Raw genomic sequence first — 19979 nt, 5'->3', positions numbered from 1 at the left:
TATGCTTTTATGTCATTCCTATGAAACAAGTTTTAATCCCACTGCTGCGCCAAGGACCATGGCTATAAAAACGACCCTGCGCCAATCTTTGGATTCCCCGTATAAGAGCATCCCGATTATCGCTCCGCCTGATGCACCGATTCCTGTCCAGATAGCGTAAGCCGTTCCCATCGGCAAGGTTTTCATGGCATAAGCAAGAAACAGGAAACTTGCTCCAAATCCGATGAATAACAGCAGTAAGGATTGCCAATTTCTGTCCTTGTGCAATTTATTGATCATCGCAACCCCAAACATCTCAAAAAGCCCCGCTAAGATTAAAGAGACCCAAGCCATTATGATTCATCCCCTTTCTCAGCCTTATCATCCGTCACTAGCTTCAAGCCGATCACCCCTGATAATAAGAGGAGGATCAATAGTGTTTTGCTCAGCTTGAAGGATTCTCCAAAGAAAAGGATTTCGGATAAAACGGTCCCGGCAGTCCCCATACCGACAAAAACGGCATATACCGTTCCGACAGGAAGCTTCCTGCCAGCCATTATCATCAAGTAAAAACTGATGATGATCGAAATGACCGTTCCAGTCCAAGTCCAAAAGTCATCTGCATGTTTTAAGCCAATCACCCAAAATACTTCAAAAAAAGCTGCAATGAATACTTTAATCCAGTTTGTGCTCATGTAATAACGCACCTCCGATTTTATTCTTTACCAAAAAAACAAAAAAAGCCCAAGAGATAACTGTTAAAACAGTTTCTCCCAGGCTTTTATCCTTCCGTGACACAGCATGCTGTGAGTTTTCTCTCGGACCAGACCAGCAATGAGACGCACTGCGGAACCCTAGAAAACCTTTGACATATACAATTACCTTTCATTATACATACTTTTTGAACTTACTCAAGGTAAAAGTTTTGCCAAATTCCAGGCCGATTTTTTCCTAATATCCGCATATGTCCCGTAACGTTTGCAGCTTTCATCTGAATACAGCGAGGCCATTTCGAACTTTCCGGACTATATTCAAATTTGAAAAAAGCCAGTTTGCCTATAGTTTTTTTATTTGGGTGAGTTGTGGTTGATTTCCCCTCCAGATGCTCGCTTTCCGCGGGGCGGGCGGTGAGCCTCCTCGGCGTAAACGCCTGTGGGGTCTCACCTGTCCCGCTGCTCCCGCAGGAGTCTCGCACTTCCGCTCCAATCAACCTTAAATAGTTTCGTTTTAAAAACAACAATCTTTACGAAAAGATAGCAACAAAGTATGTGAAAACAGCCTTTTATTTAAATAACGCAACGTAAGGTACGAGACACCTGGGGGCGAGTATTAGCGGATTGCTTTGCAATATGATGAAAAAAAGTGGATATGTCCCTCAGCCGGCATTTTCAGGGACGGAAGCAATATTGTACGTGGAGAAAAAGAAATGGGATATGGTGTTGTTGGATTTAATGCTGCCAGGAATGGACGGGGAGGAAGTTCTTCGTAAAATTAGGGAGCATCATCATTTCCCTATTTTGATTATATCTGCAAAAGGAGAACAGCAAACGAAAATAAATGGATTGCGCGCTGGGGCAGATGATTTCATTACGAAGCCATTTGATATTGAAGAAGTAATGGCAAGAATAGATGCTCATATCTTTGAAAGGTTTTATACAGGTGATACTGCAAGAAATAAAAAAGGAACGGACTAGGGTTATCCATTGCGCAAAGTTTAATGAAAAAAATGAATGGTGAGCTTTTTGCCACTCTGAAAAATCATCAATTCATCATGACCTGTCAATGGAATAAAAGAACGTAGTCTGCTTCAGTTTTCAGCTCAAAAAAGCCCTGAAATCTTATCCGGGGCTTTTTTGGCTTGCTATTTAGGCATTCACTGTCCGTTTAGGGGATGGACCTTCTTTTTTATGTGATACATAGCTATGCAGGATCATTCCCATGATGACGACAAAGATGCCGAACCACGATAACGGAGAAGGAATCGGTAAAGATAGGAATAGTAATTCGCCAGCCAGGGCAAAAAGGACCTCCATCGATTGTGTTGCTTCAACTGAAGCTAATTTCTGCATATTTCCGCGTACCAAATCGGTCGCCATGAAAAAAAGGACCGTGGCGATGACTCCAGAAAATAGTGCCACCAAAAGGGATTGGAAACTCTGCATCTTCGTCGGCGCACCTACTGTAAAGAAACCGTACAAGGAAAGCAAAAGCCAGAATGGAAGACTCGCCAAAGTCATTCCCAAAACCCGCTGATAAGCATCCAGACGCCCTTCGGATACTTCCATCATTTTGCGATTTCCCAAAGGGTAGGCAAACGAGGCGATGACGATCGGGATCACTCCCAGCCAAAGATCGGCCATTGAAATGTGTTTGGTATGTTCCAGCTGCATCAGGATGATCCCAAGCAGAATGATCATGGACATGAGGAGGCCTTTCACAGAAACCCTTCCTCTTTGCCTTTCGATCCCATCTTTCGTTTGGACATTTTCAAAAAACAGCGGCGCAAGCAGCGCACCCGAAATGATCGTGATTTGCCAGGTTCCGGCGATCAGCCAGCCAGGTGAGTAGGCGGACGCAAAGCATAAAGGAGCATAAAATAACCCAAATCCGACAAAACTCCAAAGCAGCCAAGGACCCGGCTTTTCTCTCATCACTTGTAAAAGGGGACGCAGGTTTTTTCTGCTCCATACGATACACAACAGAAAGGGCACCATGAAGAAATAACGCAGCGAAGCACTCCAAATCCAACTTCCGCCAGACAGCTCCATGGCCTGATTCAAAACAAACGTAAATGCAAAAAAGAAAGCAGAACAAATACCTAATATAATCGGACGCAATTGACTCACCTCAATCTGTTTTATGAGTCAGTAAGACTCTGGAAGGATGGCAATCGTTTCGGCTTTCTGAAAAAAATTCAGATATATCCACTGTTTCAAAAGCGGAATGAATTTTCGGAATATTATAAGCGATCAATTTAAATTTTCCTTCAAAAGCAAAAGAAAATCAACAGGATTCTTTTAAGCTAGTGAAATTCATTCTTTGTGATTCGACATGAAATGAAAAGAAAGCTTTTTGGAATTAAATGAAGGCGTTTCCACTTGCGAATTTAAATTAGAAATATATGCCAAAGTAAGAAGCGGTAAACGTTGTCCTGACGCGTGTTATGAAGGAATTGCTTATATTTTATATAAAAATCATATAGAGGCAGATAGTATAAGAAGATACGAGAATTGACGAATATGGTAGGTAGTGGTATCTTAATAGAAGTGCAAATAATGTCGAATGGTGACGAAATATATAAATGCAACATTCGCAAGAAAGTTAGTGGGGTAAATTAAATGAAATCTACAGGTATTGTACGTAAAGTTGACGAATTAGGGCGGGTAGTCATTCCAATTGAACTGCGCCGAACATTAGGAATTAATGAGAAAGACGCTCTGGAGATTTATGTAGAACAAGAGCGCATCATCCTTCAAAAATATAAACCAAACATGACTTGTCAGGTAACAGGTGAAGTTTCCGATGACAATATGAAACTTGCTGACGGTAAATTAATACTTAGCCCAGAAGGTGCCGAACTTCTAATTAAAGAAATTCAAGCCAGCATGGAAACTGCTAAATAATTAATGTACTAGATAAATAGCATCCAAGTGTAGGGAGGTTTTCCCTACACTTTTTTTAATTAAATGGTGAAATAATAAAAATGGTTCGATTCACGGGCGAAACCAATCTTTTCATAAAGTCTCTGTGCTTTCACATTATCCTGGCCAGTCTCCAGTGAAACCCCTTTAGCACCTGTTTCACGTGCAAAACCGATGGCCGCGTTCAATAACTCCTCGCCAAATCCCTTTTTACGGGCGGACTCCTTCACGAATAAATCATTCAATATCCATGACCGCATCATACTCACAGACGAAAAAGAAGGATACAATTGTACAAAACCAATTGGATTTCCTTCATCAAACGCCATAAAAACCACAGACTCCCCTTTTGTCAGCCTTTCCCTTAAAAACTCCCTTGCACAACCAGGATCAGAGGTTTGCTCATAAAACACCCTGTATAAATCAAAAAGTTCCGTCAGTGATTCCAGCTCATGTAATGTAGCCTTCTGTATGCTCATAAATGGCCCCCTAAATGTTAGAATACTCTAAATTTACCATTTAACCATGCTATCCGCCAAATTCCGGACCGCATTTTCCAGCCCCCTAAATCAGGATGGAGCTCAAAAAGGCACCATCCTGATTTTTTCGGCTATAAACCCAAGGTGAGCAGCAAACTTATGAGATATCAGCGTTTACTCGTGAGTTTAGTCGATTTACTCGTGAGTTTGGAGCAAATACTCGTGAAAATGGAACAAATACTCGTGAATTAAGCCGATTTACTCGTGAATTCAACATTATCCAATAATATTTGGTACTATAAATTCCAAACCGAATCCTCAAATCTTCATTATTCCAGTGGTTTAGCTTCTAAGCCACCTGTGTTAAGGATATGTACCTTTACGTTTATATCATGTATTGAATCCTTATCTAAATAATCCTTAGGCTCTTTTAAATGATTCTTTTGCCAGTATTTTATCTCTTTGATATAAAGGGTTTTGCCTAGGTTTAAAGGGTCTGCGTTCTTTTGGAGCCCTGTTTTAAACGTTGATAGGATTTCCTTTTTTATTTGGCTTTCGAATTTACGTTTTATTTTGTCGATATCGATTTGGGTATCAAGCCCCAGTATTTTGCCGGAAACGTCAATTTCAATATCGAATTTGTACTTGCCATCCTTTAGAACAGGTTTCACTTTATGAGCCGGATGGGAAAAAGAGGCATAGATATCTTGCTTATTCATTGTGATGTTCACTGGAGTTTTGTTGGTCCTTTTAGTGAGCCAGCGTAAACCGCTCAGTTCCTTTTCAGAGAACCAGGGCTGGGACACTTTATAGTAAATGATAAATGCACCATCCATATAGAGGCTTTTTCGCTTTTTATCTTTTTCCTTCCAAACTTTATCGTTCCAGGAAATGGAGGGTAATATGGTGGTAGATGCTTTTTCCCGCTGGTCAGAGTAATACCTTTGGACTGTAATGGGTTGGATGAATGATATAATCCGGTATACATCATCCGGAAAATATAATGTCGTGTATAAAGGTGATAAATTAAAAAAGCCGTTAATGGAGAAAAGCTCATCCATGGAATTTTTTGTGGCAAAGATATTGGATGAGTATCTGAGTAATTGGTTTCTGTATATATAATCCACTATTTCTGTGCTTTGCCGGTTCAAAACATTTTCACTTATTACAAATGTGGATACATGCCCTAAATAGAGAGACTGTTGAGTATTGCTCATTAGTTTATTAATGGCGATCGAAATCGACGGTCCTTTTTGTTTCCCTACATATACGGGAGGGGCTTGCGTCGGCTTTGCCTCCGTTTTAGCTACCGCAGCAAAGTCTACAAGTTGCGTATAAACTATGTATTCCCCATCTTGGAAATCTATCCCGATTGCTGTTATATAATGAAAGTCCTGGATCGTTTTTTCATCCCAACAGCCTGAAAGTAATAGGATTAAATGTAGGGTCAACCAAATTTTACAGATGCGGAACATGCCTTACTGCCCCTTTCTCGTCTTATCATCAGCTGCCAAAGATCGTTTACTGATGGAATTCCATGGCCTCTTTATGAATGAATCCAGTATTTTTGGGATCCTTAGCGGGTTCATTCCGCCAATATATGGAACCCCGAATGAATCAAGCCTGGATAGTAATGTGACAATGGAAAGGAAACCGATTATCAAGCCATAGATTCCATAAATGCAGCTTAGTAACAGCACAAACATTCGCAGAACGGTAACGGCACCTGTTAAAGACTGGTTTACAAGTGTATAAGATGCAACAGAGGTTACGGCAGTGACCACAAGCATGGTTTGTGATGTCAGTCCTGCCCTTATCGCTGCATCACCGACAATTAGTCCTCCTACAACGGCAACTGTCTGCCCAACCGCTTTAGGTAACCTGACTCCGGATTCACGGAATAATTCAAATAAAATGAGCATGAGAATGAATTCCATCGTGGCAGATAAGGGAAGTCCCAGCCTTGAAAGGGTTATGGTGGCTAGTAACGGGAACGGCACCTGTTCAATATTGAAAGCGGAAATCGATATCCAAAACCCCGGCAATAAAACGGTAATGCCAAGCCCCATAAAGCGAAGAAGTCGCTCAAGGCTTACAAATAGATAAGGAAGATTCGAATCTTCTGCTGTTTTTATTTGCAATAGTAAGGTAGAAGGGGCCACGATTACCGTTGGCATACCGTCCACGATTAGAATGAATCTTCCTTGATTGAGTGCTTCGACTACAAAATCGGGGCGACTCGTATAATGAGTGAGTGGAAATATACTAAATTTACTGTTAGTGATCAATTCCTCCAATTGTTGGCTGCTCACCAAAATATCGATATCAAGGGAGTCGATTTTCGATCTTACATTTTTAACAAGTTCTTTATCGATGATGTCATCCATGTACATTAGTGCGACTTTCGTTTGACTGCGCCTGCCAACGATAAACTCTTCATAGGCAAGCGATTTGGTTTTTAGCCGCTTTCTGATTAAAGCTGTATTCATGGATAAATCTTCGACAAATCCATCTCTTGGCCCCCTTACCGAGACCTCGAAGGAGGACTCCTCAGGCTGCCGGTTCGGCACGTTGGACAATTCGATTGAAAATAACTCTTGGACTGAGGGTATGAATAATAAGGCATGCCCGGAGAAAATCAGCTGCTGGACGTTATTGAATTCACTATCGATGGTTACTTTCCTGAGGTCTATCAAGGGTTTTAGCTTGTTGATTGATTCTTCGGCATCGATGTTCTCATCCAATTCCATCATTTTGTTTAACTTTTCCAAAATTCCTTCGTTCAGTAAACTTATGTCGGCCATACCCGAGCAGTAAAAAATAAGGACAGTAATGGGTCTTTCGGTTTCTCCGATATAAATCAGTTCAAACTTGATATCTGAGCTTGAACTGAATAACTCCCGAAATGTTTCCTCCCTTAATTCTAAGAGGGGTGGCTCATTTTTGGATCGTTTCATTCGCATGTCGTTTCCCCTCCTTAGATCTGATGAAAGTGCCGATAAACAAAAAGGCGGACAACAGTAACAGGAAATAAAAAGCGCCAGGATAGTAGAATGTCTGGCTTATATGCAAGAACTTGAAATTACTGAATGGTACGATGGAGATGACGACCATCAGAAAACCTACAGCGAAAAGAATTCCAAGCTTCATATTATTAGTTTTTCCTTTAAAGACTTCCATTATTAAGAATAACGCCATTGAAACACGGATATAGGCACCAGCAAGCCATTGGTAAATGGAAAAGAAGTCTGTATGTTCAATATATTTACCAATTGTCAGCAAACGCCATTGTTCATAGGCGGGGTACCTCATGACTTCGGCTAAGCTCGGCCCGAATTCAGCGAGTGCTGCTGTTAATGGGCCAAGAAGTAAAAACACTAGTCCAAGGCATAAGAATACTAATACCTTTATCTTGAGCTTATCCGAAAGTTTCTCTTGAAAAAAAGCGATTAAAATCAGTTCGGCAAGGCCATAACCAGAATATTGAAGGGTTTTTATGCCATGAAAATAGCCATTCTCGAAAAGGGGGAGGAGGTGGCTATAGTCTTTTGTCGGTATATTTCCGGTCGCAACGAAAATGCCAAGAATGACGACTATTGGCAATAATACAGACGAACAAATGGCGATGGAGCGCATACCAGAATGGGCAAGAAAAATGCATAGCAGCGTAAACGGAATGATAATCACTAAACTTGGGGTTTCAAAAAGAAAGCTTGTCGTGATCCAATCAATCGTTTCCTTTGTAGTGGCCAAAACAAGACTGATCAGATAAATTACGATAAAGAATAAAGCGATATTTTTAATATGTTTTCCAAATCTATTTTCAAGCCAATCCGTCAGGGACTGATTATCCATATTCTTGATTATTCTCGATAATATATAGGCCCAAATCGGGATCAATCCAATAGTTAGGATAGAAAAAAACCAAGCATCCCTTCCGCCGGTGGATAGGAGGAAAGGGATCAAAATAACGTGATTAAGAAGGCCGATTGATAAAAAGAAGATGCTAAGGGTTTGTATCGAACTGATTTTCTTCAAGGTGATCCTATCCCCATTTCCATTGTTTAAAGATGGATTGATGCACATGCCATTCATTTGTTTATGGTTGCTAAATATGGAAATAGTATTCGTGCTAATGTTGTGGGATAAATTTCCTGATGTTTAGTGATTAGTAGTAGAGCAAGGCAAAGTATGCCGGAAAAAGGATTTGTCTTAATCGATAAAGAATATATATAGATGCTGTTTTTATTGAACATCAAGGGGGAATGAAGATGGATTTAAGATACCCGGTCGGGAAGTTTCAGTTTGACGGGGAAATTACTTGTGGTATAGCCGAGGGGTGGCTCAAAGAGATTGAAGCTTTGCCTCGGATGCTGCGTGAAGCGGTAGGTAACATGGATGATGAACAGCTTGATACGGCTTATCGGCCTGGAGGATGGACGGTCCGCCAGGTGGTGCATCATGTTGCCGATAGTCATATGAATGCGTATATTCGCTTCAAATTGGCCCTTACGGAAGAAAGTCCTGTCATTAAACCGTACGAGGAGGGGCAATGGGCTGAGCTGCCTGATTATGATTTGCCGATTGAAGTATCTCTATCACTGCTCGAAAGTATACATATCCGAATGTGTAAACTTTTATCGGACCTTCATGCTGATGACCTGAGCCGGACCTTCATCCATCCTGATTCAGGAAAGGTGACTGTCGGTGAAAATATAGGCATTTATGCTTGGCACGGACGACATCATCTGGCTCATATTACTTCTTTATCAAAGCGCCAGGGATGGTGAATATATTATATCTTCTAAAAGGTTGTGATTACTTTGAATGCCGATGTGAAAATCGAACAATTAACATCAATTGGATACCATCTTAATGAACTTTCCGACCTTTTGGTTCAGGTGGTGGATGATGGTGCGTCCATCGGTTTTTTACCACCCATGAAACAGTCTGAGGCCGTTGATTACTGGGGTAGTGCCATGAATCGTGATGTGATTCTGTTGGTCGCTAAGTTACAGGGTAAGATTGTCGGGAGTGTACAGTTACATTTATGTTCAAAGCAAAATGGCGGCCATCGAGCGGAAATCGCAAAATTAATGACACATACTGGTTATAGAAGAAATGGCATAGGACGATCACTCATGCTAGAGGCTGAGAAGAAGGCCAAGCAGGAAGGGCGGACATTATTGGTCCTTGATACGAGGGAAGGAGATCCTTCAAATCTCCTGTATATCTCATTGGGATATATTCAGGCAGGCAGGATTCCTGATTATGCGAAATCTGCAAAAGGTGAATTCCAACCGACCATTTTTTATTATAAAAATAATCTCGGGTAACGAATTGAGTGGGGGAATCCAAGTGCAAGCTGTAATCGAAAAAGAAGGTAATGGGATTATCGCAAGATTCGATCGCCTGCTCAATCATCCGGTTGAAGAGGTATGGGGTGCTTTAACGGAGAATGATAAGGTGGAAAAGTGGATGTCCAACCTGGAAATGAAGGACCTCCGAAAAGATGGGACGATAAAATTCAATTTCAATGATGGGTCAGGGAAATCTTTTGATATGAAGATCAGGGACTTCCGGGAATCTGCCGTTTTAGATTTTGAATGGGGGGACGGCTGGGTTCGTTTCGAGGTATCCCCTGAAAAGGATGGATGCTCATTAGTATTGAAAGAATCCATCACGCCAGTTAATGATCATACATCAAAAGATTTGGCAGGCTGGCATATTTGCCTTGAAATGTTTAGTGATTTACTTGATGGACACCATCAGGACTTCCCGATGGATGAATGGGAAAAATGGCATAAGGAATATATGGCCGCCGTCAAACGAATGGATGGATAATGGATGTGTGACATGCAGCAGGATATATAAGGAAACGGAACGATGAATTTCGGCCAAAGCCGAAGTGATGTGCCTCCGAGTAATGGGGAAAGGAACGACATGTCAGGCTGAAGGGTTTTTCCGCATGCCGGATATTTATTCTTGTAGAAAGATGATACATGAAAGTCATAAGGGAGGAAAAGGTGGGTTTTTTTGGAAATTTATTTAATTGGATGGTAGTTATCGGAATGATTCTGCTTATAGGACGATTGATTACGATGCTGTTCTTATTTCTGGAAATTTCCATTTACGACCTTTTTTAAGGACTACAGTCTCATTTCGATCATCATTTTAATAATAGGTGCAATTGGTCAGCAATTCACCAAGACGGGTAGAAAGTAAAATGAGTTATCACCTTTCCTTCATGAAAAGAATCAGCTTCGAATTCACTAGACCGAGATATTCTAATGTCGGTCTAGTTTTTTATTTAAAAAATGTTCCAGTTGATATCAGAAATCCGCTCCCTTTCCGCCGACTGCCTGCCAAGCCTCCTCGACGCAAGCATCTGCGGTGTCTCGTCTAGCCAGTTATTCGGCAGGAGTGTCGCAAATTTCTTCAATCGATTAAGGATATAGGAAAAAAACATGAAGAATAAACTAGTTTACTTTTAAAATCTTGGTTCGGGCGAGAGCAATTCGAAACTTCCTTTTCCGAAAAATTGATGGAACCGCCGGACTGTAGACGAATTGGAGTAGAAGAGCCAGTTTCCCTACAATGTTTCTTAAAAAAGAAGTTCCAGTTGATTGGAACGTAAGGTACGAGACTCCTGCGGGAAAAGCGTGGCCAAGGGAAGACCCCGCAGGCGAGCGCCGAGTAGGCTCACGGACCGCCCGCGGAAAGCGAGTGCCTGGAGTGGAAATCATTACACATACCCCTTTTCGGAAATCGCTCCCTTACCGCCGACTGCCTGCCAAGCCTTCACAGCATGCACTAGTGGGGTCCCGGCCCTTGTAAAGCGAGTGTCTGGAGGCAACGTTTCACATTTTACAATGGGCATTGTTTTTCGGGTCACGAATGCCATATCGAAAATATCGGAACAAACCAATTTATTATCTTTGAATGCATCTTTAGAAGCTGCAAGGGCAGGTGAGTCCGGCAAAGGTTCTGCTGTCGTGGCGAATGAAGTAAGGAGCTTGGCTGATGGTTCAAAAGAAGCTACAAAAAACATTCAAGCAATCATCCAAAGCATTCTGTCAGATACAGAGGAATTGCTAAAAAACGACCAATGAAACGAACCAAAGCAAGGATCAGAAAAATGCCGTGAGCACGGTAAGTGAAGCCATGAAAGAGCTGGAAGATTCCGTAGGGAAAATATCCAATTCGATTCAGGAGCAAGCTGCTTCTTCCAATGAACTTGCTCAATATACACAGCAGCTTACACAGTTAATAAATAATTTGGAGCAGACGCTAGGGGAATTCCAGATAGAGAAGTAGGGAATAACAAGTGTTGCAAAAAGGGAGGCCATTACAGTGGTTTCCTTTTTTGTTAGATTGCCATTACATCATTCTAAAGAGGTGAATCGCCGGGACATCTCTTTATGGTGGACATATTCAATGGAAGTACAAAAGTACAATTTAGAGGATCGGGTCAAGTATCCATGCTTTTTTTACAAAGGGGAATAATATATAGGAATCGGACAAGTCGGCACGGATATTAAAAGCTTGCACAAATTTATATGCGATAGATTCATAGTAAAGAGAGGGAAATGCCATTTAGCGTTCCCTTTATTTACTTCTGCTAGATGATGGGTGATACCAATGGATTTGGGTTCCTGATCAAAAACCCGTCGCCTTCGTTATCACTTCCGTTTGTTATCATGCAAAACCTCAAATACGTTTCTCCTCCAAAACTATATCTTCCATTTTTATCTAAGTGTTCACTCCTATATCGTCATCCTCAACATAATAGGGCAAGCCGTATATAAACGACTTTATCATGACCGGGATTTCTCTAATCTACCTTTATCCATACTGCCAAGATAAACAAAATCCTTTAGGAATTCTTCGATTTCCAACTTTTATCGATGAGGTATAGGAATAAAGGTTTGCTTTTATGGTGTTCAATTGAATCTGACTGTTTGTTTTTAGGGAAAGTAGACTGAAAGTTTCATTTATTTTACCGATAATATAATTACCGTAGATATTAAGGTTCATCTGATTAAGTGGATGATAGGATATAAGGTTCATATGATGGGATTTACTTGAACATTATAAATATAAAAATATTTCAGCGTATAAAGGAAGGTTAAAATGTTTAATGGAAAAATAAGCTGTATGATACTGACATTGGTATTCATGGTTAGTTTCATTTTCTTACCTGGTTTAAAGGCCGAGGCTGCAGATCCTGTGCATACTGTAAGCTCTGGCGAAACGGTGGAATCGATTGCCAAGACATATGATATATCGGCAGAGCAATTGATGAAGACGAATGGTTTACCGGATGATAAGTTATTTGCGGGCCAAAAGTTGACGATCATTCAAACGGCGTATATCCCTTCCATCTATCAATGGTCGGAGAGAGGGAAAAAAATTGCGAAATATGCGAGATCTTTCATAGGGTTTAAAAAGACAGCTGGAGAGGAGACGCCTGAAAAAGGGTTCGATTCGAGCGGATTGATCCATTGGGTGCTTTCCCGGCAAAATGTGCCGGTCGACCGTTTGACAGTAGATGGTTTTTATAAGCAAGGGATGGATACAGTCACTCCGAAAACTGGTGATATAATATTCTTTCTGGAAAAAGACAGCTTAAAAGTCGTGACTGCGGGTATTTATGTCGGCGAAAACCAATTTGTCAATTCTGGATATGGTGCAGAAACGGTTCAGGTGAGATCCACCACAGAAGATTACTTTGCAAAATACCAAGTGGCGTACAAAACATACACGCCTAAAGGAGAGCATATCGTCCAAATGGGAGAAACGCTTAATAGTATATCAGAGCATTACAGCATTTCCATGAGTGCAATCAAAAGCCGCAACGCTTTAAATACCGATGAGTTGATGCAGGGGCAGTACCTTCAACTATACAGCAACCCGCTATTTCCGTTTTATGTAAACCAGGAGGCTGCATACGATAAAGCATATGATGTCATCAAGTATGCATACACTTTACGCGGATTCACCTATGTTTTCGGGGGAGAAGATCCAATAACCGGAATGGATTGCAGCGGCTTCATTTATTGGGTCATGAAGGAGCAGGGCCTTTCTGTAAAACGAGATTCCGCAGAGGATTACTTCTCATTGGTGCCCAAAATCGATAATCCGAAGGCCGGGGATTTAGTATTTTTTAGGGACACGGGAACAAGGGTGGGTGTGACTCATGTAGGAATTTATCTGGGTGATGGCCGTTTTCTCAATTCAACGGAAAACACCGGCGTTCATATCTCCAACCTTTCGTCAGGTTATTTTGCCGAGAAATTCGAAAGCTTCGGTCAAGCCGAAAGCCTCATCGACTAAGAAGGTCATTCAACCTGTTTATATTCAAGAGTGGCTTTTTCAATGGCAGTAACGAACCGTTTAAGAAGATTACAGTGATTGACCCTGTTCTTACTGGTAAAGTCATCACCTTTGAAAAAGCTTTTTCTCAGCTTTGTGGAAAGTTCCAATTGTACGCCTGCGCCCGTTTTGGATGTGTTGGTGATGTTGTTTCCATTCATGCCTGAAAGGTGCTGCGGTGCATGATCAGTTTGAAATCCAGCTTTGTTGAGGCATTGCTGAATAAGGTTCTTATATGGTTCGTTCCTTCCGCCAATGTAAACCAGCCCATTATGTACGTCGTAGTGGCCATGGATCGAAAGGGTGGTCTGAGCGTTCGCTGCCATTGAAACGCCGCTCGGTTCATTGAATAAGCGGGATGGTATATGGAGGACCTGGTTGCCCCTTGGCTTTAGGCCTTCGAATAGGTAGGTGCTTGCACCAAGTCTCTCTCCAAGTGCGGCTGCAACTTCACTCGTACCTGGTTCAATATTCCCGCCATGGATGGCTAGAACTGCAATATCAGGATTCCTGTGATGAACGATGATGCGGTAATCAAGGTATTCTTGTTCATTTTCCTGCAATTCAAAAAAATCGCTATAGCTATTTTCAATCATGGTAATCCTCCGTATCTGTAATGTATCTAATCTTCCATACCCATTGACTGCAAAAATAAAGGCTCTTTTCGTAAAGATTGTTGTTTTTAAAACGAAACTATCTAAGGTTGATTGGAGCGGAAGTGCGAGACTCCTGCGGGAGCGGCGGGACAGGTGAGACCCCACAGGCGTTTACGCCGAGGAGGCTCACCGCCCGCACCAAGGAAAGCGAGCATCTGGAGGGGAAATCAACCACACCTCACTACTTGGAAAATAGCAACAAAGTATGTGAAAACAGCCAAAATAAAAAAAGCGGGGATGCCCCGGCTTTTTCATTTTTCGACTGTCGTATATAGTTCTATTTTCTTTTGCTCGTCGGGTGTTAATGTTTCTGTCCGTTTAAACGTATTCATTGTCACAAGCAGGGCTGCTACAAGAAGGACAGGTATTACCCAGCTTGTTATTTTTTTTACGATATTCATATTCAAAATCCCCTTATACAACGCTAAAATTTATATGATATTTAGAAAAGGAGGGGCTGAATTGCCTGTTTATTGCTGAGCTTTCCAGCTTCCGTTTCTTCTTTTATCTCCAGCTCCGGATATTTGTCCATTTTTCTCGTTTTTAACGAGTCCTTGAACCCCGCCATAATACATGGGGGAAATCTTCTGAATGACTTCGTATCCGGAATCTTCCAAGTCGGATACAGTTTCATCCGAAAGCCTGGATTCTGTATAAATCTTCTTTCCATCAAAGACGAACCGATTACGATCGACGATATCCTGCAATGAGCCTTCATTTTCTGTATAAGAATAAAGAACCTGCATCAATACTTGCGGAATCCTATCACCGCCTGGTGAGCCGATCCCGATCGATTCCCGCCCAGGTTTCTTGAGAATGGTCGGAGCGGTGAAAGTTCTTGACCGTTTATATGCCTTTTGTGAGTTCAAGCCGGACCTGAAATTTTTCAGTTGATCGTTAAGGAAAAATCCATTTGTATAATCCCCAGATCCGAAAAAGTTACTGAGCGTATTCGTTGTGGAAACGACAGTGCCGTTTTTGTCCATTACCACAAAGTGTGTCGTACTTTCATGTTCTTCGGAACCATTCGATTCTTTATTTTCCCATTTTTCACTTTTGATCTTATTTTTAAGACTATCCAAGTGAATGGGGGAGAGCAATTTTTCCGCCTTGGAGTGACTTATTCCATCTCCAACATTGACGGCCCGATCTTGATAAGCAGTATCCGTAATGCCCGCCAAGACTTTCATATAAGCTGATTTGCTTGAAGAATCACCTAGGTTCATTTCCTCGGCTAGCTTTAACATTTCAAGAACGGTAATTCCTGAAAAGGGCGGAGGTGCGGTAAAAACATCATAACCGGCAAATGTTCCTTGGACCGGTTTCCGTTCTTTCACCTCATAGCGCTTTAAATCCATCAAGTCGATATCTGATTCCCTTTTAATATCCCGCGCAATTTCGCCTTTATAAAAACCATCAGGACCTTCATGCTGGATCTCCTTCAGTGTTTCAGCAAGTCTTTCCTGGACAAGGGTTTTGCCTGGTTCAATGGCATCACCATCAGGATAAAAAAGTGAAGTCGCATCGGAAGATATCCTTGGCTGAGCCGCTTCTAAGCGTGATGATAACGATTCGTTGACTTCAAATCCTTCTTCAGCCAAATCTATAGCCGGCTGAAGAAGGTCTGCCATTGGTACGCTCCCATACTTATCACTGATGACCTGCATGCCGGCCACTAAGCCAGGAATCCCTGTATCGTGTCTTGAACTTGGGTCTTCTGGAGAGGATTCACGATAATCGATAAATTCGGGTTCGCCGGATTCCGGGGCAATCAGCATACCGCCGCCGCCGCCCACGCCAGATCCATAAGGTTCGACTACACCTAATACATACGATACCGCAATGGCGGCATCAGCCGCATTTCCGCCGTTTTCCAATATATCCATCCCGACATCTATTGCGATTGGATTTGAAGAACTGACCCCATATGATTGTTCCGTTTTACTCTTTATCGGATCATTCGTGTCAGAAATAGGGGGTGTCTTCGAACATCCAGCAATATATATGAGCAAGCTTAGGGATATGAGCACTTTTCCCGTCATACGGTTAATCATCGGTTGTTCCCCCTTTTCGTTGAGATTCTAAGTTGTGTGTCTTCATTCTTCAAATAGTAGTGATAAAGCGTTCCTTACTGAATGGGTTGTATTCCCGGTTGTTTAGCTTGTACGGCCTTTTTCTCTTGTGCTGCTTTTTTCTCTAGTGCAGCTTTCTTTTCCATTGCTGCCTTTTCCTCTTGTTCACGCTGTGCCTTATGATCGATTACCTTCTTGTGATCCAAGGTAATCTCGATGCGATCCTCTTTTTTAGACCACTGGACTTTTTCACTCGTTTCCTTCGTCAACTGTCGGTAAACACGTGATTTGTCAATGGAAGAGGTAGCTGGCCTTGGTGTTGCTTCTTCAATTTGCAGCGGTACGACATCGATTGTAGCTTTTCCGTCATTCGCTAAATGGTATTGAACCATGGCTGAATCCTTTGTGCGTGTCCAGCCTTGATCGAATATGAAATTTCCTAGACTATAGAAAATGATTCCATCTTTATAAACATCGAACGATTGAAGCACGTGGGGGTGATGGCCGATGATGATGTCAGCGCCCGCATCGATGATAGCTTTAGCCAAGTCTTTTTGTCGATCGGTTGTTGATGTTGAATACTCTTGTCCCCAGTGCATATTCACCACAACCAAGTCTGCGTTGCCTTGCTTGGCATCCCTTGCTTTGCCGATCATTTCAAATAATAAATCGGGATTGGAGTTCAATAGTCCGGCTTTATTACTTTTTGATACGGCATCCTTACCGTAAACGTCTGTGAAGCCAAGTGTTGCGACACGAACGCCATTAACATCCGCATAGTCGATGCTGTTTTTTGCTTCCGCAGTGTTCGATCCAACACCGACATAGTGCATATCCGCACTTTTGAATTCATCAATCGTGTCAAGGAGTCCTTGTTCTTCATAGTCCATCATATGGTTATTTGCCAATGACACCACAGAGAAGCCAGCATCTTTAACGGCCGCCACACCGCTAGTATTGGAGTTTAACCGGATGGGCGTATCGGCTCCCTTGTAGTTAGATACTTCTTCTTTTAAAGCGGTATGTTCATAATTCCCACTGACATAATCCGAATTGGCAAAATAGGGTTTCATATACCGGAAGAGGTATTCATACCCGTGCTTTTCCGTCACTTCTTCAACATAACGTCCCATCATCACATCACCGACCATTGTCATCGTCAATGGTTGATCGGATTTTGTTGCGACTGTTTTCACTTCCTCAGCCCGTCCCATCCAAGTGGTAATGACTAAAGCGATTAGTAATATAGGTAGTATGATTCCAGTGTATTTAAGATTCTTTTTCTTCGTGCGTTTAATAAAGATAAGTGTTTTTTCTTTTGCATTTAAAGTCCGTTTCATTTTTTGCACCTCAGAATAGGTAGTACACGTTCATTAAACCGAATGTTATGCCGGATAATAAAAGCGTGCTGCCAAGTGTCAATGGCATTCCTTGTCTTTGTATGGTATTCGCTATCAATCCAGGTACGATTATACCGATTCCCCGAAACTCGAATATTTCAAAGGGCATGACGGGGTAGACTAAGTCCAATAGGAGTTTCAAGCAAATCCCGGTCACCATCATGGCGGCGAATTTTCTTCTTCCATATAAAATCACCCATCTTGAAAGGCCATGGGTGACGATTAAATAAGTTACGACACTAATGATCAAAATGGTCAGCATGATTTCCCATTGATCAAATACTAATGCCAAATAACCTGGCACGATAAGTCCTGCGGGTACGACACCCGTCTTTTCTGAAAATATAAGGCTAAGCGTTACTCCCAGTACTAGGGCTACATATAAATCCGATCCAAACATTAAGGTTCCTCCTACTTAACTTGCTTTTTGCTTTGTTTTAGATTTCATGAATGCTTCAATTAATGGTTCCGCTGCACCGTGAATATTCCCGACACCGTAGACGATGCGATTTTTCATCAATGGGCGGAGACGGGCCACGATTTCTTCAGTTGACCAGTTTTCTAAATCCCAATATTCTTTAGTATCCAATTTACCTTGCTCGAATACCTTCGTGATTGGTGATGTAGTTTCTCCAATGGCAATGACGATTTCGGATTTTATGTACGGCAATACATCTCTAGCAAACTGCTCGGTACGGTCCACACGGTCTGCACGGCAGTTCATGATGACGATAGGAGGTTCTGTGCTGTATCCGAACGTATTGACACGTTCCCATATGTTCAGCGTCGATGCCGCGTCGTTTGCAGCAAAGCCATTGACAAAGAAAGTTGGCTGGATGCGATCTCCGAATTTGGTGATCCGCATGGCCCCTGGATCTGGATGTGCATTCAGCATGCCGCGGAAAGCCGTTTTTTCATCAATTCCCAAAGCTTCCGCAACGGCCAAGGCCAGTGATGCGTTATCCGGAAATACCATATAGTCGAATTCGCGTAAGAAATCTTCGGAAATTCTTGAATTATCTGCAACGATCACTTTTGTGTTGCGTTCTTTGGCGATTTGTTTGAAAAAGTCCAAATATTCACTTTCAATGGTTATTAAGTGACCATTATGGGGAATGGTAGCAGTGAAGGCTTCAGCAACCTCATCCATAGTCGGTCCCATGACATCCATATGGTCTTCCAATACATTCACGATGACCCCGATGTTTGCCTGGATCATTTTGTTTTGGAAGATTAGTTGATAGTCAGGCTGTACGGCCATGCACTCACAAACCAGTGCTTCCGTGCCTAAGTCGGCAACTTCTTTAACTACACGCCGTTGTTCTCCTATGTTGGGTCCTTCCGGGCGGCGTACAATCGGTTTTTCCTTGTCGGTAAACCAATAGATCATTCTTGCTGATGTTCCGGTTGTTTTACCTACTGTTTTGTATTTTGCTTCCTGGATCACACCTGTAATTAGACGCGTTACAGTCGATTTCCCTCGAATCCCATTCACATTCACACGTACCGGGATGGAGTCGAGACGCTTCTGATGGCGTTTTTGTTCAAAAATGCCATAGCCAAGCAAAAAGATCGCACAAATAAATATTGGTGCCATTTTTTTTTAACCTCTCTTTTTTTCAAATATTTGAATTACTGAATACACACTACATGATTTTAAACTTAATAGGCAAGAGCCAATTATTCTATCGTAATATAGTTATCAATAGCTTTTTCAAATATATGTATATTAGTGTGTAATAGTATCTAATGGGATGAATTATTTTATGAGTACAAAGATATGGCTGGAAATCGAGGGAATCGAGGTTTCATTTACACTAAATTATGGAAAGTTTAATAAAGCCCCATTTCAGTCAGAATAAACATGGTTTTATGAGCATTTGAACCTAATTCATAATGGCTATATTTGAATAATATTTTTTTAAAAAAGTGAGGTTTATTACAGTTTGTTAATTGTTTATACCCATTGTTTGACATAAAGGTTACAATTTTTATGGATTTGTCATTCAATGTGAAATATTGCATCTAACGACTCAATTAGTTGAACTCTTTTGAATATGGACAAAGATGAGTAAAAGAACACATCTCTTTTTTTTAGTATTTTCCTCGGGAATACCCATGGGTCTATAATTGACCTTTTACCTAAAAAATGAAATGAACTAAAGTTAACCCATTTCTTTTAAAAAATACCTAGTTTCTTCTATAGATATAGTGTTAATATATGAATGAAAAATAAAAAAAGCCCAGAAGCATATCTGGGCTTTCGGCTTATATATTGTAAATGAATGGAATGGTTACGGATCTCCGTTAATCATGGATGGATTTACCTTTTGTGGGTCTTGAGTTACAGCATGGGTAGCTGATAATGGAAGGAATC

General features: G+C 41.5%; 21 protein-coding genes and 1 riboswitch. Of the genes, 8 read left to right on the top strand and 13 right to left on the bottom strand.

The window, feature by feature from the left end; genetic code table 11:
• Positions 1-18: 18 nt before the first annotated feature.
• Positions 19-333, bottom strand: coding sequence for a DMT family transporter (locus tag ACJ9PY_RS20120; protein WP_034309447.1), 315 nt, complete (start codon positions 331-333; stop codon positions 19-21).
• Positions 333-674 (bottom strand): DMT family transporter, encoded by a 342-nt coding sequence (locus ACJ9PY_RS20115; RefSeq protein WP_264639254.1) that lies wholly within the window; start codon positions 672-674, stop codon positions 333-335. Before ACJ9PY_RS20115 ends, ACJ9PY_RS20120 begins: the two co-directional genes overlap by 1 nt.
• A gap of 73 nt (positions 675-747) precedes the next feature.
• Positions 748-848, bottom strand: a riboswitch (guanidine-I (ykkC/yxkD leader).
• 480 nt (positions 849-1328) lie between these two features.
• Between ACJ9PY_RS20115 and ACJ9PY_RS20110 the strand changes: the two genes are divergently transcribed.
• The gene (locus ACJ9PY_RS20110) at positions 1329-1673 is read left to right on the top strand and encodes a response regulator (RefSeq protein WP_411738817.1); all 345 of its coding nucleotides are present in this window, start codon (positions 1329-1331) and stop codon (positions 1671-1673) included.
• Positions 1674-1844: 171 nt separating this feature from the next.
• Here ACJ9PY_RS20110 and ACJ9PY_RS20105 read toward each other — a convergent pair whose 3' ends face one another.
• A complete protein-coding gene (locus ACJ9PY_RS20105; RefSeq protein ID WP_098866159.1) occupies positions 1845-2816 on the bottom strand; it encodes a multidrug resistance efflux transporter family protein in 972 nt (323 codons plus the stop codon).
• A 501-nt stretch (positions 2817-3317) separates the two neighbouring features.
• On the opposite strand from ACJ9PY_RS20105, the gene ACJ9PY_RS20100 reads away from it, so the two are divergent.
• Positions 3318-3602, top strand: coding sequence for an AbrB/MazE/SpoVT family DNA-binding domain-containing protein (locus tag ACJ9PY_RS20100; protein WP_053536026.1), 285 nt, complete (start codon positions 3318-3320; stop codon positions 3600-3602).
• Between the two features lie 59 nt (positions 3603-3661).
• Here the strand turns inward: ACJ9PY_RS20100 and ACJ9PY_RS20095 are convergent, their stop codons facing one another.
• The 4 genes from ACJ9PY_RS20095 to ACJ9PY_RS20080 all read right to left on the bottom strand — a co-directional run bounded on the left by ACJ9PY_RS20095 (position 3662) and on the right by ACJ9PY_RS20080 (position 8137).
• Positions 3662-4099 carry a GNAT family N-acetyltransferase gene (locus tag ACJ9PY_RS20095; protein WP_057276806.1) on the bottom strand — a complete coding sequence of 146 codons (438 nt, stop codon included), beginning with the start codon at positions 4097-4099 and terminating at the stop codon, positions 3662-3664.
• Positions 4100-4428: 329 nt separating this feature from the next.
• Complete coding sequence (locus ACJ9PY_RS20090; RefSeq protein WP_411738816.1) at positions 4429-5574, bottom strand: Ger(x)C family spore germination protein; 1146 nt, start codon at positions 5572-5574, stop codon at positions 4429-4431.
• Between the two features lie 3 nt (positions 5575-5577).
• A complete protein-coding gene (locus ACJ9PY_RS20085) occupies positions 5578-7062 on the bottom strand; it encodes a spore germination protein (protein WP_411738815.1) in 1485 nt (494 codons plus the stop codon).
• Positions 7037-8137 carry an endospore germination permease gene (locus ACJ9PY_RS20080; protein WP_411738814.1) on the bottom strand — a complete coding sequence of 367 codons (1101 nt, stop codon included), beginning with the start codon at positions 8135-8137 and terminating at the stop codon, positions 7037-7039. The genes ACJ9PY_RS20085 and ACJ9PY_RS20080 overlap by 26 nt, the downstream gene beginning before the upstream one ends.
• A gap of 233 nt (positions 8138-8370) precedes the next feature.
• Here ACJ9PY_RS20080 and ACJ9PY_RS20075 point away from each other — a divergent pair, with 233 nt between their 5' ends.
• The 6 genes from ACJ9PY_RS20075 (at position 8371) to ACJ9PY_RS20050 (ending at position 13435) form a co-directional block, all read left to right on the top strand.
• Positions 8371-8889, top strand: a complete 519-nt coding sequence (locus ACJ9PY_RS20075) for a YfiT family bacillithiol transferase (RefSeq protein WP_098937248.1) — start codon at positions 8371-8373, stop codon at positions 8887-8889.
• A gap of 33 nt (positions 8890-8922) precedes the next feature.
• On the top strand, positions 8923-9435 hold the full coding sequence (locus tag ACJ9PY_RS20070; RefSeq protein ID WP_411738813.1) for a GNAT family N-acetyltransferase: 513 nt from the start codon (positions 8923-8925) through the stop codon (positions 9433-9435).
• A gap of 22 nt (positions 9436-9457) precedes the next feature.
• Positions 9458-9943, top strand: a complete 486-nt coding sequence (locus ACJ9PY_RS20065) for an SRPBCC family protein (protein WP_063575415.1) — start codon at positions 9458-9460, stop codon at positions 9941-9943.
• Between the two features lie 1028 nt (positions 9944-10971).
• On the top strand, positions 10972-11211 hold the full coding sequence (locus ACJ9PY_RS20060) for a methyl-accepting chemotaxis protein (RefSeq protein ID WP_187050884.1): 240 nt from the start codon (positions 10972-10974) through the stop codon (positions 11209-11211).
• Between the two features lie 31 nt (positions 11212-11242).
• Entirely contained in the window at positions 11243-11416 is a 174-nt protein-coding gene (locus tag ACJ9PY_RS20055; protein WP_411738812.1) for a hypothetical protein, read from the top strand.
• A gap of 816 nt (positions 11417-12232) precedes the next feature.
• Entirely contained in the window at positions 12233-13435 is a 1203-nt protein-coding gene (locus ACJ9PY_RS20050; protein WP_411738811.1) for an NlpC/P60 family protein, read from the top strand.
• A gap of 5 nt (positions 13436-13440) precedes the next feature.
• Here ACJ9PY_RS20050 and ACJ9PY_RS20045 read toward each other — a convergent pair whose 3' ends face one another.
• From ACJ9PY_RS20045 to pgsB, 6 genes are all read right to left on the bottom strand, one after another.
• Positions 13441-14070 carry a poly-gamma-glutamate hydrolase family protein gene (locus tag ACJ9PY_RS20045; RefSeq protein WP_278088724.1) on the bottom strand — a complete coding sequence of 210 codons (630 nt, stop codon included), beginning with the start codon at positions 14068-14070 and terminating at the stop codon, positions 13441-13443.
• A 311-nt stretch (positions 14071-14381) separates the two neighbouring features.
• Positions 14382-14531, bottom strand: coding sequence for a CapE family protein (locus ACJ9PY_RS20040; protein WP_156319646.1), 150 nt, complete (start codon positions 14529-14531; stop codon positions 14382-14384).
• Between the two features lie 69 nt (positions 14532-14600).
• Positions 14601-16184 (bottom strand): gamma-glutamyltransferase family protein, encoded by a 1584-nt coding sequence (locus ACJ9PY_RS20035; RefSeq protein ID WP_187049896.1) that lies wholly within the window; start codon positions 16182-16184, stop codon positions 14601-14603.
• A gap of 74 nt (positions 16185-16258) precedes the next feature.
• Complete coding sequence (locus tag ACJ9PY_RS20030; RefSeq protein WP_098186023.1) at positions 16259-17542, bottom strand: CapA family protein; 1284 nt, start codon at positions 17540-17542, stop codon at positions 16259-16261.
• Between the two features lie 10 nt (positions 17543-17552).
• Entirely contained in the window at positions 17553-18002 is a 450-nt protein-coding gene (pgsC, locus tag ACJ9PY_RS20025; protein WP_034309410.1) for a poly-gamma-glutamate biosynthesis protein PgsC, read from the bottom strand.
• A 15-nt stretch (positions 18003-18017) separates the two neighbouring features.
• Positions 18018-19199: a poly-gamma-glutamate synthase PgsB gene (gene pgsB / locus ACJ9PY_RS20020; protein WP_034309408.1), complete on the bottom strand. Its 1182-nt coding sequence runs from the start codon at positions 19197-19199 to the stop codon at positions 18018-18020.
• Between the last annotated feature and the right edge of the window lie 780 nt (positions 19200-19979).

The sequence above is a fragment of the Peribacillus sp. S4 genome (genome assembly GCF_046715815.1).
GTDB classification, from domain to species: domain Bacteria; phylum Bacillota; class Bacilli; order Bacillales; family DSM-1321; genus Peribacillus; species Peribacillus frigoritolerans.
The sequence above is the reverse complement of the archived record's forward strand: the minus strand, read 5'-3'. Positions and strand labels throughout refer to the sequence as shown.

What these genes read in the sequence shown, in the direction of transcription:
- ACJ9PY_RS20050 (WP_411738811.1), top strand. Translation starts at nt 12,233, where the DNA reads ATGTTTAATGGAAAAATAAGCTGTATGATACTGACATTGGTATTCATG.
- pgsB (WP_034309408.1), bottom strand. Translation starts at nt 19,199, where the DNA reads ATGGCACCAATATTTATTTGTGCGATCTTTTTGCTTGGCTATGGCATT.
- ACJ9PY_RS20115 (WP_264639254.1), bottom strand. Translation starts at nt 674, where the DNA reads ATGAGCACAAACTGGATTAAAGTATTCATTGCAGCTTTTTTTGAAGTA.
- ACJ9PY_RS20040 (WP_156319646.1), bottom strand. Translation starts at nt 14,531, where the DNA reads ATGAATATCGTAAAAAAAATAACAAGCTGGGTAATACCTGTCCTTCTT.
- ACJ9PY_RS20060 (WP_187050884.1), top strand. Translation starts at nt 10,972, where the DNA reads ATGGGCATTGTTTTTCGGGTCACGAATGCCATATCGAAAATATCGGAA.
- ACJ9PY_RS20035 (WP_187049896.1), bottom strand. Translation starts at nt 16,184, where the DNA reads ATGATTAACCGTATGACGGGAAAAGTGCTCATATCCCTAAGCTTGCTC.
- ACJ9PY_RS20090 (WP_411738816.1), bottom strand. Translation starts at nt 5,574, where the DNA reads ATGTTCCGCATCTGTAAAATTTGGTTGACCCTACATTTAATCCTATTA.
- ACJ9PY_RS20100 (WP_053536026.1), top strand. Translation starts at nt 3,318, where the DNA reads ATGAAATCTACAGGTATTGTACGTAAAGTTGACGAATTAGGGCGGGTA.
- pgsC (WP_034309410.1), bottom strand. Translation starts at nt 18,002, where the DNA reads ATGTTTGGATCGGATTTATATGTAGCCCTAGTACTGGGAGTAACGCTT.
- ACJ9PY_RS20120 (WP_034309447.1), bottom strand. Translation starts at nt 333, where the DNA reads ATGGCTTGGGTCTCTTTAATCTTAGCGGGGCTTTTTGAGATGTTTGGG.
- ACJ9PY_RS20085 (WP_411738815.1), bottom strand. Translation starts at nt 7,062, where the DNA reads ATGCGAATGAAACGATCCAAAAATGAGCCACCCCTCTTAGAATTAAGG.
- ACJ9PY_RS20110 (WP_411738817.1), top strand. Translation starts at nt 1,329, where the DNA reads ATGATGAAAAAAAGTGGATATGTCCCTCAGCCGGCATTTTCAGGGACG.
- ACJ9PY_RS20045 (WP_278088724.1), bottom strand. Translation starts at nt 14,070, where the DNA reads ATGATTGAAAATAGCTATAGCGATTTTTTTGAATTGCAGGAAAATGAA.
- ACJ9PY_RS20095 (WP_057276806.1), bottom strand. Translation starts at nt 4,099, where the DNA reads ATGAGCATACAGAAGGCTACATTACATGAGCTGGAATCACTGACGGAA.
- ACJ9PY_RS20030 (WP_098186023.1), bottom strand. Translation starts at nt 17,542, where the DNA reads ATGAAACGGACTTTAAATGCAAAAGAAAAAACACTTATCTTTATTAAA.
- ACJ9PY_RS20075 (WP_098937248.1), top strand. Translation starts at nt 8,371, where the DNA reads ATGGATTTAAGATACCCGGTCGGGAAGTTTCAGTTTGACGGGGAAATT.